This is a genomic window from Nitrincola tibetensis (assembly GCF_003284585.1).
Taxonomy (GTDB): domain Bacteria; phylum Pseudomonadota; class Gammaproteobacteria; order Pseudomonadales; family Balneatricaceae; genus Nitrincola; species Nitrincola tibetensis.
In genome coordinates this window covers 74,924-91,130 of sequence record NZ_QKRX01000013.1, presented here as the reverse complement: position 1 = coordinate 91,130, position 16,207 = coordinate 74,924, and the positions used below count along the sequence as shown (strand labels likewise).

General features: G+C 44.0%; 11 protein-coding genes and 1 pseudogene. 4 read left to right on the top strand and 8 right to left on the bottom strand.

The features are described 5' to 3' along the window. Positions 1-80: 80 nt before the first annotated feature. The 6 genes and pseudogenes from DN062_RS15265 to DN062_RS19235 all read right to left on the bottom strand — a co-directional run. Positions 81-1,508, bottom strand: coding sequence for a 7TMR-DISM family protein (locus tag DN062_RS15265; RefSeq protein ID WP_112160168.1), 1,428 nt, complete (start codon positions 1,506-1,508; stop codon positions 81-83). 216 nt (positions 1,509-1,724) lie between these two features. Further along, positions 1,725-2,567: a nuclease-related domain-containing protein gene (locus DN062_RS15260; protein WP_112160167.1), complete on the bottom strand. Its 843-nt coding sequence runs from the start codon at positions 2,565-2,567 to the stop codon at positions 1,725-1,727. 230 nt (positions 2,568-2,797) lie between these two features. After that, positions 2,798-5,002 carry a DEAD/DEAH box helicase gene (locus DN062_RS15255; RefSeq protein WP_112160166.1) on the bottom strand — a complete coding sequence of 735 codons (2,205 nt, stop codon included), beginning with the start codon at positions 5,000-5,002 and terminating at the stop codon, positions 2,798-2,800. Then, complete coding sequence (locus DN062_RS15250) at positions 4,999-6,324, bottom strand: ATP-binding protein (protein ID WP_112160165.1); 1,326 nt, start codon at positions 6,322-6,324, stop codon at positions 4,999-5,001. The genes DN062_RS15255 and DN062_RS15250 overlap by 4 nt, the downstream gene beginning before the upstream one ends. A gap of 4 nt (positions 6,325-6,328) precedes the next feature. After that, a complete protein-coding gene (locus DN062_RS15245; protein ID WP_112160164.1) occupies positions 6,329-8,602 on the bottom strand; it encodes a tellurite resistance TerB family protein in 2,274 nt (757 codons plus the stop codon). 459 nt (positions 8,603-9,061) lie between these two features. After that, a pseudogene (locus tag DN062_RS19235) lies at positions 9,062-9,166 on the bottom strand (hypothetical protein); the annotation flags it as partial. 456 nt (positions 9,167-9,622) lie between these two features. On the opposite strand from DN062_RS19235, the gene DN062_RS15235 reads away from it, so the two are divergent. The 4 genes from DN062_RS15235 to speE all read left to right on the top strand — a co-directional run bounded on the left by DN062_RS15235 (position 9,623) and on the right by speE (position 13,076). Next, positions 9,623-10,384 carry a response regulator gene (locus DN062_RS15235; protein WP_112160163.1) on the top strand — a complete coding sequence of 254 codons (762 nt, stop codon included), beginning with the start codon at positions 9,623-9,625 and terminating at the stop codon, positions 10,382-10,384. 274 nt (positions 10,385-10,658) lie between these two features. Beyond that, positions 10,659-11,750, top strand: a complete 1,092-nt coding sequence (gene aroC, locus DN062_RS15230; RefSeq protein ID WP_112160162.1) for a chorismate synthase — start codon at positions 10,659-10,661, stop codon at positions 11,748-11,750. 28 nt (positions 11,751-11,778) lie between these two features. Continuing rightward, positions 11,779-12,234 (top strand): adenosylmethionine decarboxylase, encoded by a 456-nt coding sequence (speD, locus tag DN062_RS15225; RefSeq protein WP_239995809.1) that lies wholly within the window; start codon positions 11,779-11,781, stop codon positions 12,232-12,234. Next, positions 12,231-13,076: a polyamine aminopropyltransferase gene (gene speE / locus DN062_RS15220; RefSeq protein WP_205126750.1), complete on the top strand. Its 846-nt coding sequence runs from the start codon at positions 12,231-12,233 to the stop codon at positions 13,074-13,076. The genes speD and speE overlap by 4 nt, the downstream gene beginning before the upstream one ends. Here speE and DN062_RS15215 read toward each other — a convergent pair. Next, a complete protein-coding gene (locus DN062_RS15215) occupies positions 13,073-14,923 on the bottom strand; it encodes a protein kinase domain-containing protein (RefSeq protein ID WP_112160160.1) in 1,851 nt (616 codons plus the stop codon). The two genes, speE and DN062_RS15215, sit on opposite strands and share 4 nt — an antisense overlap. Before the next feature lie 13 nt (positions 14,924-14,936). After that, complete coding sequence (locus tag DN062_RS15210; RefSeq protein WP_112160159.1) at positions 14,937-16,190, bottom strand: 2-oxo acid dehydrogenase subunit E2; 1,254 nt, start codon at positions 16,188-16,190, stop codon at positions 14,937-14,939. Between the last annotated feature and the right edge of the window lie 17 nt (positions 16,191-16,207).

Genomic DNA, 16,207 nt, shown 5'->3' with positions numbered 1-16,207 from the left:
ACTCGAAATTGGGAGCCTAAAGGTGCCGTCTCACTAAATCCCGCAAGACTTGAAGAAATGGCACTCAACAAACAAGCAGCTTAAGCATAGTATTTTGGACAACTGGGTTGAAAACTACCGAGGTTCTCCTGATCCATATCGATCACATTGGCATGACTGAGATTAGGCAGACGGTGGCGAATAATATGAGGCTCAGACTCCAGCGCCTGATTGATGCGTTGTGCCAGCGTTGCAGAGGCTTTCTCCGCACTTTCCGGTCCCACCGCTTCGCTCAGCTCGGTGATACCGGATAACTGAATCAGTACCAGATGTACCTTATCATTGGGTAGCGCATGTTGCCGGTGCAGGTGGTTGATGAAATAGTTCCGGTTGGCCAATCCTGAGACCGGGCTTGTCAGCAGCTTTTGGTTTTTTTCGGTCTCCAGATATTGGGTGCGTTGAGTCAGACTGAACGAGAAGCACAGCAGCTCAATAACGGTACTGATCAGCAGGGCGTGTTCGGTTAAGGTATTAAAAGGTAACTGGTTACGGAATACCATACCGCCAATGGCAGCACCGACAATGAAGAAAGACCAGGCGACCAGAAACAGTGTGGCAGGGGAGAATCCCGTGCGTAAAATTTTGAAACCGAGGTACAAGCAATAGATGGATACCACACCCTGAAGTACTGAAAAGGGGGTTGCATAGGCGTATTCAGGTACAACTAGACTGACCAGCACAGCACTGGCAAAGACCAGATCCGCCAAGCGGCGATAACGCCACCAGCTGGGTAAACGGGTGCGAATCTGCAGAAATTGTAAGCTGAAGTGGAAAATACTCCAGGCTGAGAGGGTATATAGGGTCAAGATAATTGAACCCAGAAACTGATTGAACGCCATCGGCCACAACCAGGGACCAAACCCTTGAGTGACGCCTAGGCTGAGAAACACTAGCGAGTGAAACAGGATGTAAAAGCCGTAGGCAGGATAACGGAACAGTAAAAAAGTGACGGTGTTATGGATCAGCAATATCAGCAGTGCACCGGCAGCGGCTGCCCAAATCTTGAAACTCGTCTCGGTCAGTTGTTCAAACTGCTGCGGACTCATCAGCCGCAGCGGTAAGAGAAGCGGCCCTTCACTGGCTTTACGAATCAATACCTGATGAGTACTGCCCGGCTGCAGCTCCACCGGGAACCAGATGCTGGCGTAGGCGGCATCTGGACTCCATGGCTGCGTATCGCCGCGCACCCAGTGACGCACGACTTCACCATTCTCGATTAGATAAAAATCCAGCTCATCAATCATGATATTGCTGAGCCGAAGGATTAACTCAGTCGATGTATCAACTGGAGCAAACTCGATTTTGTGCCAATAGGTCTGGGCAGAAAGATCACTGGCCTGATGGAATAAAGTGGTGTCGAACTCCAGACTTACCAGTGCATCTTCTGCCGCAAGTCGCTCCGAACCTTCCAGCGCTGTGAACAGCGGCTCATGTAAATAGTCTGTCGTTCCGGTGAATCCTGAAGACATGACAAATGCTCCGACAGGCGTGGATAACAGACAGAACAGCACTATCCCGGCGCGACTCAGTAATTGCAGAATTCAGTTCCCATGCAGGTGCTTACGACATAAAACCTGAATGGAGTATAGTACGAAATTTCTGGGGGTGCCCAACTCGGAAATAGAGGATTGTTCTAGTGTATTGAATGTTCCAGTGGGAGGATGCCGGAGTAGGGAAGGTGTCTGTCAGCACTCTTTTAATTGTAACCCACGACACTTGGGAAAGGTGGAACAGCCCCAAAATTGCTGACCCGCATTTGCACCACGCTTGGTTTCTCTGATGACCATGGCAGAACCACAACGTGGGCAGAGGGGATCACTACTCATGTTACTGGCTTCTTGACTGACCTCTTGGCTGACTTTCTTGCCGACCTCTTTAGTGACCTCATTTTTACTGACCACAAGCTCCTTCACATGCTGGCGGTGTTTATAGTCCGTTACCAGACCGGGTTTCAGCTTGATTTGGTTCAGCTTTGTAACCAGCCGGTAGACTTCCGTGTCAGGTATCACCGCTTCATTGAACTGCTTTATATAGTCCAGACAGCCTCGTGCAGCAGTCACATTATCCGGCATTTCGGTTTTAAAGGTACTATCACCCACAAATACAATTAAAGAGTGCATGAACTCAGGATTACAGTCTAAAACAGACTCCAGCGTTTTAATGTGTTTGTAGTTTTGATGCAAAGGATTTTGAAATTTTGCAGAGTGGCGGTAAATTTTTTGTGTCCACTGCTTCTGATGAGGTGAACCAAATATCCAGCCTTTCATATTTTTTGTTTCTATAACAAAGATACCAAATTTAGAGACTAAAACATGATCTACTTGAGTTGTACCATCGTCGGTTGGTAGCGTAAAGTTTTTGATTAGAGTGTACTCTTTTTTTGGTAATGAATCTAAGAGCTTGTTTACTAGAAACTCACCAAATACACCTTTAAACCAGTGGCTTTTTAAAATCGACACGAAAATAAAAAATGGTATGATATACCAGATTTGTAAAATGCTATTGAGTATTGTGTTAGCTATATCCACATGATTTTCCTGTTAAATTAAGAGCCTATCTGCCTGGTTTTTTAGGTTTTTATTAAGCTCTTTTAAAACCCTCTATCTTGTCGCCTATGATCTCAAGTTCGATTGATTGATCTTATTTTACATCGAAGGGCATATTTGATGCTCTCAATATTCAACTTATATTATTTTCGAAGCATGGCAAGTAATATTTTCGATAGTAGTGAATTTTACGGCATTTATATGGACAGAATTCAAGTAAGATTACTTAGTATCCACTGTCTAGCAGCAGTGGAATCAAATGCCTTTCGTCCATATCCTTCTGTTAACAAGTTCTCAGGCAGATAATCATCATATTTTTCAATAAGCTTTTGCTGAATAGAGAGTATTTTTGCCAATTCAGTTTCATTAGGTATCCCATGTTTTGCAATATCAAGTAAACTGTTTTTAATGTCATCTGCATTTGAATTGTTTATTTCAATAACACCGCCAAAACTGTTGCAAACAAATCCACTTCTAATCAGTAAAATAGTAAGGGTGTTAACAACCTTGTCACCCATCCATGGAAAAATATAACAGTGCTTACCGTTTTGATAAATTGGATTTTTTTCAAGATCAGCTTCTTTAAAAAAATAAGCTCCTTCTTGAAATAACTGCCTTCCAATATTGTCGACAAAATCTATTTTCTGATTACCTGCTTCAATACGATAGTCACCTGTACGATAGATATTTAACATTTCTTGTCGAACCTTGTCATGAATCGACATGCCGCTACCATTAAATTTTGGAGGTTTTCCGCCCTTTGTGGAGGTTACATAGATAACTTTTTTATCATCATCAATGTCTGTGACCTTCCATCTTCGACCACCAAATATAATATGCTGGTCTTTAAGAATAAGCGAATCAACGGGTAATGTTCCAAGCATTTTACTGCCTGATACAATGCGAAATTCTTCTGGAGTTTTAAATACAGCATAGAAAGTATAAGAGTTTGTAATACGTTCACCTTCAAGTCCTAAGACTAGCTCACCACTATTTAGTTGCTGTATCAACCGAACTGTACCCATATGAGTTAATAGCTGTTTGAAGTGCTGAATAGATATTTCTTTGAATGTTCCTTGCTGGCATAACAAAGAGTACAATTGATCCGCTCTGACGCTTCCCCATTGTGCGATCACGGCAAGAATTTGGTGTAAAAATGTAGAGAGGTGCATCTGTTCTGTGTCTGCCGGCTCAAACCAGTTACTTACAATGAGCAGCCGTATCATTGCTAGGGACTGAACCAGTTCTAACCTAAGTCCATCTACTAAATTAGACTTATCACTAAGTTCATTTTCAGAGATGAGTATTCTTAAAATTGAAGGTGAGTTTCTTCTACCTGACCGGCCTAACCGTTGGCGTAAACTTGACACGGAATGTGGTGCGGTAACCTGCAATACAGAATTTACTTTTCCGATATCTATACCTAGCTCTAATGTCATTGTACAGATAGCGGTTGTTGGTAGAGTTTCCTTTTGTAATCTGGCTTCTAAATCCTCACGCAATTCTTTGGCTAATGATCCGTGATGAGGAAAAAATTCATTTGGTACAACGTGTTGCTCACACAAGTCACATAGTTGTGCAGCAATGCTTTCTGTTCGACTTCGGCTATTCGCAAATACTAAATGTGAATCACCTCGACAGAGCCTAAAAATCTCCTGACAAATCTGTTGTTCGGCGAGGGGGCGTGAATCATTCGCCGTAATGTTTACAGGTTCTAAATACCCCTTAACCTGAACTTTAATAGTGCTTTGGTGCTTACTACTGGTAATCGTTTCACAAGGCAGACTTTTATTAGGTCTGAGAGAAAGAGGAACCTTTTCAAGCTCACCGAGTGTTGCGCTAAGAGCAACCCTTGGTATGGGATTCGAAATTCGATTGGTAATGTGTTCAAGACGGGTAAGAAGTGAGAGTAACTGCTGGCCACGTTCAGTCCCAATAAACGCATGAAATTCATCAATTACAATATACTTCAGTGGCGTGAAAGATTGCTTTACCCATCCGGCTTCTCTTACTAAGAGTGACTCTAAGGACTCAGGAGTAATAAGAAGAATGCCCGAGGGATTACTCCTGGCTTTTTTCTTTTTGGACTGAAGGCTATCGCCGTGCCACGGCGTAACCTGCATATCTAGCATTTCACATAACGATTCCAGCCTGCGGTATTGATCGTTAATCAATGCTTTTAAAGGACTGATATACAGAATACCAAAACCATGTTTCTCTTCTGCTATTGCGCTGCATGCCGGAAGAAAAAATGCTTCTGTTTTACCTGCTGCCGTTGATGCACTAATAAGCACATCTCTGTCACCTGCTAAAATTGGTGGAATTGCCTGTTTTTGAATTTCTCTTAAATCAGGCCACCCCTGATTAAATAACCATTTTTGAACACGCTTATCAAGACGCTGATATTGTTCTATCATAATTTGAAGTTAACTAGTCCATCGGAATTTAGAATATCACCAGTCTCTTCGTTCACGGTAATTTCATCTGTATCACTTGGACGATCTTCCAAAATTGCAATAGATTTAACTAACTGAGACCATTGCATAGAAGGGTTTTGTTCTAATACTGCCAGCATATCTAAAAATGCTTTGATGGTGTTTCTGGGTGTACGGAAATAGGCATCTCCGATAGTCTGACTACAATGATGTAGAAATGATTTTAGCGCGTCATCTGGAACCAAATATTTAGAAGTATCACCTTCAGCAAATACATGCCGTAAGTTCTTCAAGAGAATATAAAGCTCCTCCGGTGTTAAGCTCGCGAGATGTAGTGCAGGTGATGAATAATCAATAACACCCGCACGCTGCGCAAAACTGTTTTCAGCTAAACGAGATTGCAATGCTTCATAGCTATATAAACCTCTACGAGGATCTAATAAAAATTCAGGTGTTCCACCCAATATAAAACCAAGATACTCAGCTGAACCTTGAAGGCAGTCATTTAATATCCGTAGAATCTGCTCATAGTTAGATGTACGTGCTTGTGTGCTACTTAACTTATAAAGATTGACCATCTCATCCAGATTAACAAGTAAGCCTTCATAGCCCGCCTGACGAACAAATAGGCTCATAAGCTTTAAGGCATCATAAAACGAGTTGTCTGAAATAATTGTTCTGACATCAAGATCCCTTCGGGCATCTGTCTTCGTGGTGTACTCAGCCCGTAACCAGCGAATAGCATTTGATTTTAGCTCTTCATTATCTTGTTCATGTCCGCTCCAGTAAGCATCAATAACCTTCGCAAAATCGTATCCGCCAACTAGTTCTGATAAGGTTGCTAATTTTTGATGTATTACTGACGAAACTTCGGTATTCATCTCATCGGCTTCTTTACGAGCCTGAGTTACAAAACGCTCTACAACACTGGCTAATGCATTTCCATCCGGCTTATTACGTGTTGCTAAATTCCTCATAAGCTCAGAGTAGAGATTCCGAGCCTGACCTGAAGACGCATGTATGCGTCGATCTGGTGAGAGATCCGCGTTGACCGTAACAAGTTTTTTTTCAAGAGCAATAGAACGCACAACGCTCAGAAAAAATGTTTTTCCTGAGCCATAATCACCAATGATAAGTCTAAAAGAAGCGCCACCTCCTGATATTCTTTCAATATCTTTATACAATGCTTTGACTTCATTAATACGTCCTACCTGAATATGCTGAATCCCAATTTTAGGAGTCACACCCGATTTCAGTGATTGAATGATAGCGTCACGTTCTTTTAAGCGGATACGTTTTTCCATGATTCTAACCTTCTATCTCTTCTACGATTTCCAGGTCGACATAAATAGCGTCGCCATCTTCTTCAAGCACAGCTGCATCCACTTTATCAAATGACCAGTCATTAATTGTTTCCAAAGCGCCGCTAACCATCAGGCCAGAATCGCGGCACAGCGCTTCCACTTCTTTACGTGTCCATTTATCTTTTCGTATCAGACTTTCAAACAGTAAATAATGTTGCTTATCAATTCCGGATTCGTCATCTATATCAGTAATATCTACAGCCGTTGTAGTAGATTCGTCTGCAGGTTCATCTTCCATAAAAATTGCGCCTAACATGCTTTGTACATCTTTGGTTTCCGATTCGTGTATTGCTAGGATGCTTTCATCCAGTTGGAATGAAGTGGAAGTTGACGAGATAGATTCTGACTGAGAGCTTGAAGGTCGAGATCCAGCTTTACTTGATGACATTCCATGAATGTCTCCAGTAACGAGGGCTTTATCAAGACCTAGCAAGGTATAGAGCTTTTCTAGTTGCTTGATTTCTTCTGGGTCTATTTTTCCATCGGCCATCGCTACACCGACAAGCACTCGGCTTACCGCTGCTTTTTCTGCTTTACCCAATGTTTCCAATCTGGCTTTTAAACCTGTGGTATTTGAAGGCGTATTGAGACGCCAAACTAAATAAGCGTGTAAGGATTGTTTTTCGGTAGGTGAAAGATAGCTATCATGGTCAATAAGCTGTGTTAACAAATTTAATTCCGAATGATCAACATGCGAATCAATCGTGGCGACTATTGCTCCTAGACGTAGTGTCATACCCATTTCAATATATGCTTTAGATGGTTCAAAGTACTTGCCATGACCATCAGGAAATAGAACTAGCTTTCCATCTGCACTCGTTTTAGCATGATGGTAACGCATATCAGGAGCTATGCCATAACCTGCTTTTTGAGCAAGCTTCTGAATTAATTCAGCTTCCTTTTTATTGATCTTGGAAGGTAAGGGCGACTTGGTATATGTCCAGAACTCCTCGACATCAACCAACCCATTTTTTGTTGAAATTACCTCATCTGCCCATTTTTTAAATTTCCCTAATCCTAGCGTAGTTCCTAAGTCACTCAGATCGTCGGGTAATAACAATACGGCTTCAATATCCGTGCGGGCAGTATCCGGTTTAGCGAGATACCGACTATAGGCATCTAATTCGGCTGTACATTCATCAGCGATGGCAATGAGCTTATTTGCTGGACCTTTTAAATTACTAGGATCAGGAAGATCCTGTTGAGGTAATGCTACGCCACGCAGGGAGGGGCTAGCGGGATAGTACTCAATCTTTAATCGTGTTTTATTCGGCTTAACAATAATACCGTCTGCATATTTTTTGCTATAGAGGCGTGTAAATAACTGACTGAATTCGTAGCCACAGCGTCGTGCCGATTTTTTTAGATTATAATCTGGATAAAACCGAATCCACGCCAATGCCAGTTCAGGAGGCACTGGCTTTCCTTCATTTACCCTAGTGGCAAGACGATGCTTAAATAGTAATGAGTCCCTTTGAGGGTTTTTTTCAAGCTTTGGATGTGATACTACGTGAGGGCGTAGTATACACATGACTTCCAATAGACGTGTGGAATAATTTGAAAAAGAACGACTGTTAGCATAAATATTTTTTAATCGTAGTATTTCATCAAATATGAGCTTGAATTCTGCATCATCCACTGACTGTTTAATTGAATCAACGGTAATACGTCTTTCGAGTCCATAGAAATAAATAAACACATAACCTAAGGGTACCTCTGGATCATTTCTGTCACCTGAGAGCCAACTAAGGTAAGCACCACGACCTTGAGGTGTGAGTGTGATATATTTAGGCCAATACCCCAAACTTTCATCTTCAAAGCTGGATGGTTGGCTTTCAATTATTAGTGAGTCATCAACCAGAGATGCTTCAGTTCCAAATCCATCTAACGAACTGAGCACTCCGCCAAAATAAAAATTACCGCTAGTTATTGTATGTCCCTTTACAGTGATTGATTCACCGTATTTTATCCATTTCCCCGGTGTTTTGTTTAGGCTTTCTTCTTCGTTGTAACCGTAAGATATACTGAATGTGACCAGATCGTCATCATCGTGATTACTGTTCGCAACTATCTGATTTCTTGTTGTCGCAGTTATACGAATTTCATTACTGGAACTTGGGCTGTTTTCTCTCAGGGCCTGCTGTTTTGAGGGGGCTGCCTTTACCTTGATGAAGTAGTAAAAAATTACTGCTCCACCTATTAATAGCCAGAATTCCATATTCACCTCTATCGCTATTGTTCTTGTTAAAGTTAACTGTCACATTTTTTCAACCAAGTTCCATCAACCTTACAGTTGGAATTTTCCATCTAGACTGGTCGACGACCTGTTATCTGGAAAACAGGTTGATAATAATACTTACTTAACCACGTCCTTAGGGGAGCGTAAGTGCCATTCGGATCTCGTCCTTTGTTACTTATCTGTTTTTGGTTCAAAGGTAAATATTAAGTACGGTGATAGCATATACAGTTTTTTCAGTGGAGACCTTTAGCGAAGCAGAAAGGGCTTCCGATGGATGGCTTCATGCGTTTTCCCTAGACACGCTACCGCCCGCCCCGTGCTCCATCACAGCTGTGAGTATTCCCTGATTGTCTGTCTGTGATTTAAACAGGACCATTGCAACGTTGCAAGGTGGCTTTGGTCAAACGTTTCGACACTGAGTCAGCACTGAGAGGGTCTTCAGGCTGGGTAGCGGCCTCGCATTTCTTTGCATACGTCTGCGCAGGTGTTTCGCCAGAAGTGGGGCAACCGACACATTACAACATACAGGGCAGAGCAGGTGGGTGAGCATAAGGAGCTGACCGTTTAGAGCACAAGGCAGACAGTAAAGTCCACGTTGCTAAATAAAGTGTTGCCAAGAGGCGGCTTACCACTGTTCGGCATTGAGTCCTAGTAGGCGTTGGCGGTGCAAGCGGATCTGGCCGAGCGGCTGATGACCTTGTGCGATAAATTGCCCAGAGCCTCCTAACGCATCATTGCAGGGTTTTGAAATATTTTATAGAATCCTAAGTCTCTGATTCATGTCTAATTCTTAAGGAAAACCTAAATGAGGCAGTGGTGCCATCAATAATGTTGAGGGTATTGGCTGGAGATCAGCGATTCTTTAATGTTGTTAGGTGCGATTGTTCGAATTGCGTGGGGCTGTTAGCAAAACACATCAACTCCGTACAGTTTGAAAAATAACAAATCCTTACGGTTCACTTAAAAATTGGATGAACAATCTGTTCAAATAGGCGGCTTATGAATTTATCTGTGCTTGTAGTTGACGATGCTAAAGCAATTTGTACACATGTGACACGTATTGTCCGCAATGCATACCCTAAGGCTAGCGTAGTCTCTGCCTTTAATGGACGCGAAGCACAGAAATGTTTAGAAGGTGCTCAATTCAATATCATCATTTGCGATTGGGAAATGCCCCAAATGTCAGGTTTAGATCTGCTGAAATGGGTGCGTCAGCAGGATGCCTACAAGTCGGTGCCTTTCTTAATGGTCACCAGCCGTGGTGAACGAGATTATATCTTAAAGGCCATTCAAGCGGGTGTCAGTGATTATCTTGGCAAGCCGTTTTCAGCCGCTTCGCTTGAAACCAAAATCCAAAAACTGCTCTTTGGTAAAACATCAGAGGCAAAAGCGGGCGTTAGCAGCACCGGATCAATCGCGCAACAGAAAAGCTTTGCTAAAAAGCCGAAGGGGTTAGCGCAACTCAGAACAAGTAAAGGGGTGTATCGCTGCGCGATTAAAGATCTCAGTTTGCGAGATGTGTTAGTGGTCATCAAAAATGAAGAAAACGGCACCTTTCCTGACATACTCGAACAAGCCGTAGTGGATATTGAACAAACCTCTGGAGATAGTGTGGCCCGTATTAACGGGTTTGTGTCACGTTTGGAAGCGTTTGATAATCGTATTGACACGCCATTTGTATCGGTGAAAGTCACGTTTGTAGACGATGATCCGGAGAAGTTAGAGCATATTTCCAAATACATTGCGAGCATTCAGCGCTAGTGTTAATGCTGGCAATGTGCACATTTATGCTTAAGTCAGCGAATGTATACGTTTGTCCTTGCTCTAGCGTTGCGGGATTCCCTTGTGCGGCCTTATCCAGAATCAACCTGCTGAAAGATCGTATAATTTTTTAGCAAGACTGTTAGCCACTAGCATAATCGATTAAGATTACGTCCGAAAGGATAGTGGTTATCTCTACTATCGCTTGATATCTTACTACTCACAAACTCTGACGCTGGTGACACGCCAGTGGTGATTCATACAGGATGACAGCATGTCTGGTAACAGCATAGGTAAACTTTTCACGCTTACAACCTTTGGCGAGAGCCATGGTTTGGCCCTTGGGGCAATTGTGGATGGTTGCCCTCCGGGAATCGAGCTGAGTGAGGCTGATCTCCAGCTAGATCTAGATCGTCGTAAGCCTGGAACGTCTCGCCATACAACGCAGCGCCGCGAAGCCGACGAAGTAAAAATCCTATCAGGCGTTTTTGAAGGGCGTACGACGGGTACCCCCATAGGCTTGATCATTGAAAACACCGATCAGCGCTCTAAAGACTACTCCAATATTCAAGACACCTATCGTCCAGCCCACGCGGATTACGTCTATGACCATAAATATGGTTTCCGTGATTACCGTGGCGGTGGTCGCTCATCTGCACGCGAAACGGCGATGCGTGTGGCCGCAGGTGCGATTGCCAAAAAAGTACTGGCCAGTAAAGGCGTGCAGATTCGCGGGTATTTGTCGCAATTAGGTCCGATCGCAATTGATCCTACGCGTTTTGACTGGTCAGAAGTCGATAACAATCCTTTTTTCAGTCCGGATGCACAGGCGGCTCTGGAAATGGCCGATTACATGGATGCCCTGCGTAAAGAAGGTAACTCCGTGGGAGCCAAAATTACTGTGGTTGCCTCGGGCGTACCCGTGGGATTGGGCGAGCCTATTTTTGATCGACTCGATGCGGAGTTGGCGCATTCATTAATGAGTATAAATGCGGTCAAGGGTGTCGAAATCGGTGATGGATTCGATGTAGTGAGCCAAAAAGGGACGGAGCATCGCGATGAAATGGCGCCAGAGGGCTTTTTATCCAATCATGCTGGTGGGATTTTAGGTGGGATCTCCACTGGACAGGATATTATTGCCCATATCGCCTTAAAGCCCACATCCAGTATGCGTCTTCCGGGTCAAAGCATTAATCGTCAGGGCGAAGCCGTTGAAGTGATTACCAAAGGGCGGCACGATCCTTGCGTGGGTATTCGTGCAACTCCGATTGCAGAAGCGATGATGGCCGTGACACTTCTTGATCATTTACTTAGGCATCGTGGGCAAAATGCCGATGTCGTTACTGACTTGATCAAACTTAGATAATGCTAAACCCTAAGAGGGGAGTATAGCCTTGGTAGATCCAAAAGATAGACAAGCCTTAACTCCGAGCAGAGGTGTCGGTATCCCCGATACTTCTGAATCTAAAGACTTTTTTATTCAGCGTGATGATTATTGCTTTGCCGGCACGCATTTAATTATCGATTTGTTTGGAGCCGATCACCTAGATGACATTGAGACAATGGAGCAGGCGCTGCGTGAGTCGGTGATCGCTGCAAACGCGACATTGCTGCATTTGCATTTACATCATTTCACCCCGAATGGTGGAGTGTCTGGTGTTGCCGTGTTAGCTGAGTCTCACATCAGTGTTCATACTTGGCCTGAGCGTCATTATGCTGCGTTTGATGTATTTATGTGTGGTAATGCAACCCCTGATAATACCCTACCTGTACTAAAACGTTTTTTTTCGCCAGATGAGGTGAAGGTAACAGAGCACCTTCGAGGGAAGATGCCGCTGGAGCCCTTATGATGACCTTTACAGAAACGTTGAGTTCTGGTTATGGACAGTCCTTTAGTGTTGAAGACGTTTTGTACGAAGTTCAAACCGATTTTCAACACCTGATTATTTTCCGTAATTCGGTCTTTGGCACTGTTATGGCGCTAGATGGCGTGGTGCAAACAACGGAGCGTGATGAATTTATTTATCATGAAATGATGGTGCATGTGCCGCTCATTGCCCACGCTCAGGCAAAACGTGTACTCATCATAGGTGGCGGTGATGGTGGTATTTTACGAGAGGTAGTCAAACATTCGGGCGTTGAAGAAATCACGCAAGTTGAAATAGACGCTCAAGTCATCGACATGTGTAATACCTACCTGCCGCACCACTCCAATGGGGCTTTTGATGACCCGCGTGTCTCCATTGTGATACAAGATGGTGTTGAGTTTGTAAGTCAAACTCAGCAAACCTTTGATGTCATCATTTCCGACTGTACCGACCCGATTGGTCCTGGCGAAGTTCTGTTTACAAGTGACTTTTACGCTGGCTGCAAACGAATTTTATCAGCCGATGGTATTTTTGTGGCTCAGAATGGCGTGCCGTTTATGCAACCTCAAGAGCTTAAGGATACGCAGGTTCGTTTAGGTGCATATTTTAATGAACAAACCTTCTATACCCTCACGGTACCCACTTATGCTGGCGGTGTTATGGCGTTGGCTTGGGCAAGCGATTGTCTTCAGCATCGTTGCGTGTCGGCTGAGCATATCAATGCGTATTTGGCCCAGCATGCTATCCACACCCGCTACTATACGGCCGAGGTTCACCAAGCGGCGTTTGCTTTGCCGGGATATATTCAAGCACTTCTGCGTTAGAAATCCTTCGTCTGATGTGTTTTTTGAAAAGACTTTGGATTCTTCGGAAAATAATGTGCGTCGGCCTGAACTTGAAGGGTGAATTGGCGAGTATTTTTATAGGGCATTTTCATAAAGCCCGATACCCCTAAACCATTGATTAACGGAACGGCTGAGATAATGCGTGCTAATGACGCTTTGAAGACGTCTTGTTTGGCCGGGTCGAGCAGCACATAGTCACTGTGAATTTTCAGATGCGTTGGTAGCGCCTCGAAAATAATTAAGCCTGTATGTCGAATGTCGTTGAGGTAGGCGATTTCAGTCATAATTTCGCTTGGCAGTGTGAGAAACTCATCAGGGTCTTGCCCATCCTCAAAATAGGAGTGATTACGGCTTTTGTCTTCAGATAGCGGTGCTTGCATCACTTCAAAGGGGATGACTAAATCGACAGGGGGAATAAACGCATCCTTCTCTGTTGCGCGTCGAATGTGACGTGTATTTTTTGCATTGAACAAACAGCATTTAAACACCCCATCACGATGGATGGCTCTTGCCAAATTTACCATTGTGTTAACGGCTTGTGTAAATGGCAGTGTTAAGCTGTCGTCTTGTAAATTAAGGCTGGAGTCGATGAAGACAGCCTTTTCATCCCAACGAATTGCAAGCCCTCCTAACACAGGGTATCGGCCTAAACGGCTGATGGATGCAAGAAAAGCACGTTCGGTTTTTCCCATGCCGTGCATGAAGTTCTTATAATATTTTTCTAATTCCACATCCTTCACTTCAGCCATTAAGTAAGGGTCAATATTTCCTTCACGCAGAAAGCTCTTGCGTGAGCTGTAAACCACGGTTTCTATATCGAGCCCATCATTATGATTCCAGACAGGGATCAGGGCCTTTTCGGGTGGAAGATGTAAGTCGGGAAGCGCTAAGCGACTGATGTATTTCATATGGGTTAACATATAGTCACCGGCTTGAGCGCGAACCTGTGGCGAGCCTTCTAACAGAGCTTGCAATGTCAGAGCAAATTCTTTGGGTAAGCCCAGAGAGGTTGCTGGGATGGCTTCGTAGCCATATCGACAGCTTTGACCCGATGCTAGAGCATAGAGGGTTCCTGCCATGCCTTGTTCATCAAAACGCGGTGAGCTGAGTTCACCATTTAATTGTTCATCACCAATAAAATAGACATCACCGAGTTTGGCGTTGGTTTGCTGTAAATTATCACTCAAAAAATTAAAGGGGGATTGTCCAATCGCTTGACCATTTGCATCCACTTGAGCAAAGACGCTCGATCCCCAATCAATCAGTTTGATGGTCTCTGTTGTTGGATCAAATACGATGTTAGAGGGTTTAATATCGCCATGAACGATCGGGCTGTCATGGTTATCTTGTCGAACGTTGCGAAGAGCAATTAATACATCCACAAGTTGTTTAGCAATTTTAATAATTAAGCGTGGCGTTAGCTTTCCGTATTGGATTGAGTAAGCATCTAGATCTAAACCGGGTGCACGTTCCATCATTAAGACGGATTGGCGAGAGATTTTTGTATATTCGCTGACAGCTGGAATAATAGGGTGTAAGACTTGGCTTTGCATCCAAGCCTCATCTTCAAGGCGATCTTGGATATGTTGCGGGAGATTAATACGTGAGAACTTAAAGACATAGTCATTTGCGTTAATGTCACGCCCTCCGAACACAAAACCATACGCGCCTTTGCCGATAAATTCGATATTGCTGAAACCCAAGCGCATGAGTTGATCCATGCAGAGTTGAACCCAGTCTTTGATCTTCTGAGCATCTTCATGGCTCATCAGATAAATCGACTGTTCCTCATTAATATAGAATTGTTGCAGCAAAGGACGCGTCATCTGAACCCCCTTGTTACTTCAATTCAGCCAGCATCCGTAAGGGGTTCTCAAGATAGGCCTTCCAGTGACAACAGAAGCGTGCCATGGTTGCACCATCTAAAAGACGATGATCACCAGACCAGCTTGCATGTAATATCTTAGCCGCAATGACATTGCCGTTCGCATCAAAGCGAGGCAGGGTTTGTATGCGTCCGAGAGCAACAATCGCCACTTCTGGCTTATTGATGATAGGGGTCGCAACTGTCCCACCTATGGCGCCTATGTTCGAAATTGTAATGCTACCGCCCTTCATATCATCTGCTGATAGTTTCCCTTGTCTTGCAGCATGTGTCAGTTCATTGAGTTTGCGAGTGAGTTCAAGCAAAGATAAATCCTGAACACGTTTTACATTGGGAACCAAAAGTCCGATAGGGGTGTCGGCCGCCATGCCGATGTTAATGTCATCTAGGTAATGAATTTCGGTTGCGTCTTCGTTCAGTCGGCTGTTCAAAATAGGATAGGCTTGCAACGACAGTGCCAGTGCTTTCATGAAAAAAGGCATTAGGCTGAGTGATAGGCCTTCGGCTTCAAACTGGGGCTTGAGTTCACGGCGGACAGCGTCAAGCTGGGTAACATCAATCTCTTCCGCATAGGTGAAGTGAGGGATGCTGCGCACGGAGTCTGCCATTTGTCGAGCCATGACGGCACGAACACCTTTTATGGCTTCAATACGAATACCCGAAGACTGGGGCGCGCTTACGGGTTGAGCTGGAGTGTGTGTTGCGTCGACGGATGACGGCTCAAGTAGGTCTTCTTTGAGCACACGTCCATTTTTGCCAGACCCCTTTACCTGAGTTAGGTCAAGACTCATTTCTCTGGCGAGTCGTCTGACGGCAGGGCTGGCAATCGCCTTGGATGACTGTGTCATCGGACAGGTGAGTGCTGAGTTGGTTGCGGTGGCCGATGCTATGTCGTCAGTTGGAGTTGCTATCTCACAGGCTACCTTTGAATCTGCAACCTCTGTCTCAACTACTAATCCTTCAGTGTCACTTACTACCTCAATCTCAAACAGAGGTTGGTGCACCTTCGCAATTTCGCCTTGAGCATAGTAGAGTTTTGTAATGACGCCCGTGTGCATAGAGGTAATTTCGACCAGTGCTTTGTCGGTCATGACGTCGGCAACGGGTTGATCCTCTTGGATGTTCTGTCCTTCGTGAATATGCCACTCGACCAGCTCGCACTCAACGATGCCTTCACCTATATCGGGAAGAATAAAATCAATTTTCATGGTAATGCTCCTATTAA

Bases quoted from the DNA above. Each gene is read 5' to 3' on its own strand.
- DN062_RS15255 (WP_112160166.1), bottom strand. From the start codon at position 5,002: ATGATAGAACAATATCAGCGTCTTGATAAGCGTGTTCAAAAATGGTTA.
- DN062_RS15235 (WP_112160163.1), top strand. From the start codon at position 9,623: ATGAATTTATCTGTGCTTGTAGTTGACGATGCTAAAGCAATTTGTACA.
- aroC (WP_112160162.1), top strand. From the start codon at position 10,659: ATGTCTGGTAACAGCATAGGTAAACTTTTCACGCTTACAACCTTTGGC.
- speE (WP_205126750.1), top strand. From the start codon at position 12,231: ATGATGACCTTTACAGAAACGTTGAGTTCTGGTTATGGACAGTCCTTT.
- DN062_RS15250 (WP_112160165.1), bottom strand. From the start codon at position 6,324: ATGGAAAAACGTATCCGCTTAAAAGAACGTGACGCTATCATTCAATCA.
- DN062_RS15215 (WP_112160160.1), bottom strand. From the start codon at position 14,923: ATGACGCGTCCTTTGCTGCAACAATTCTATATTAATGAGGAACAGTCG.
- DN062_RS15210 (WP_112160159.1), bottom strand. From the start codon at position 16,190: ATGAAAATTGATTTTATTCTTCCCGATATAGGTGAAGGCATCGTTGAG.
- DN062_RS15265 (WP_112160168.1), bottom strand. From the start codon at position 1,508: ATGTCTTCAGGATTCACCGGAACGACAGACTATTTACATGAGCCGCTG.
- DN062_RS15245 (WP_112160164.1), bottom strand. From the start codon at position 8,602: ATGGAATTCTGGCTATTAATAGGTGGAGCAGTAATTTTTTACTACTTC.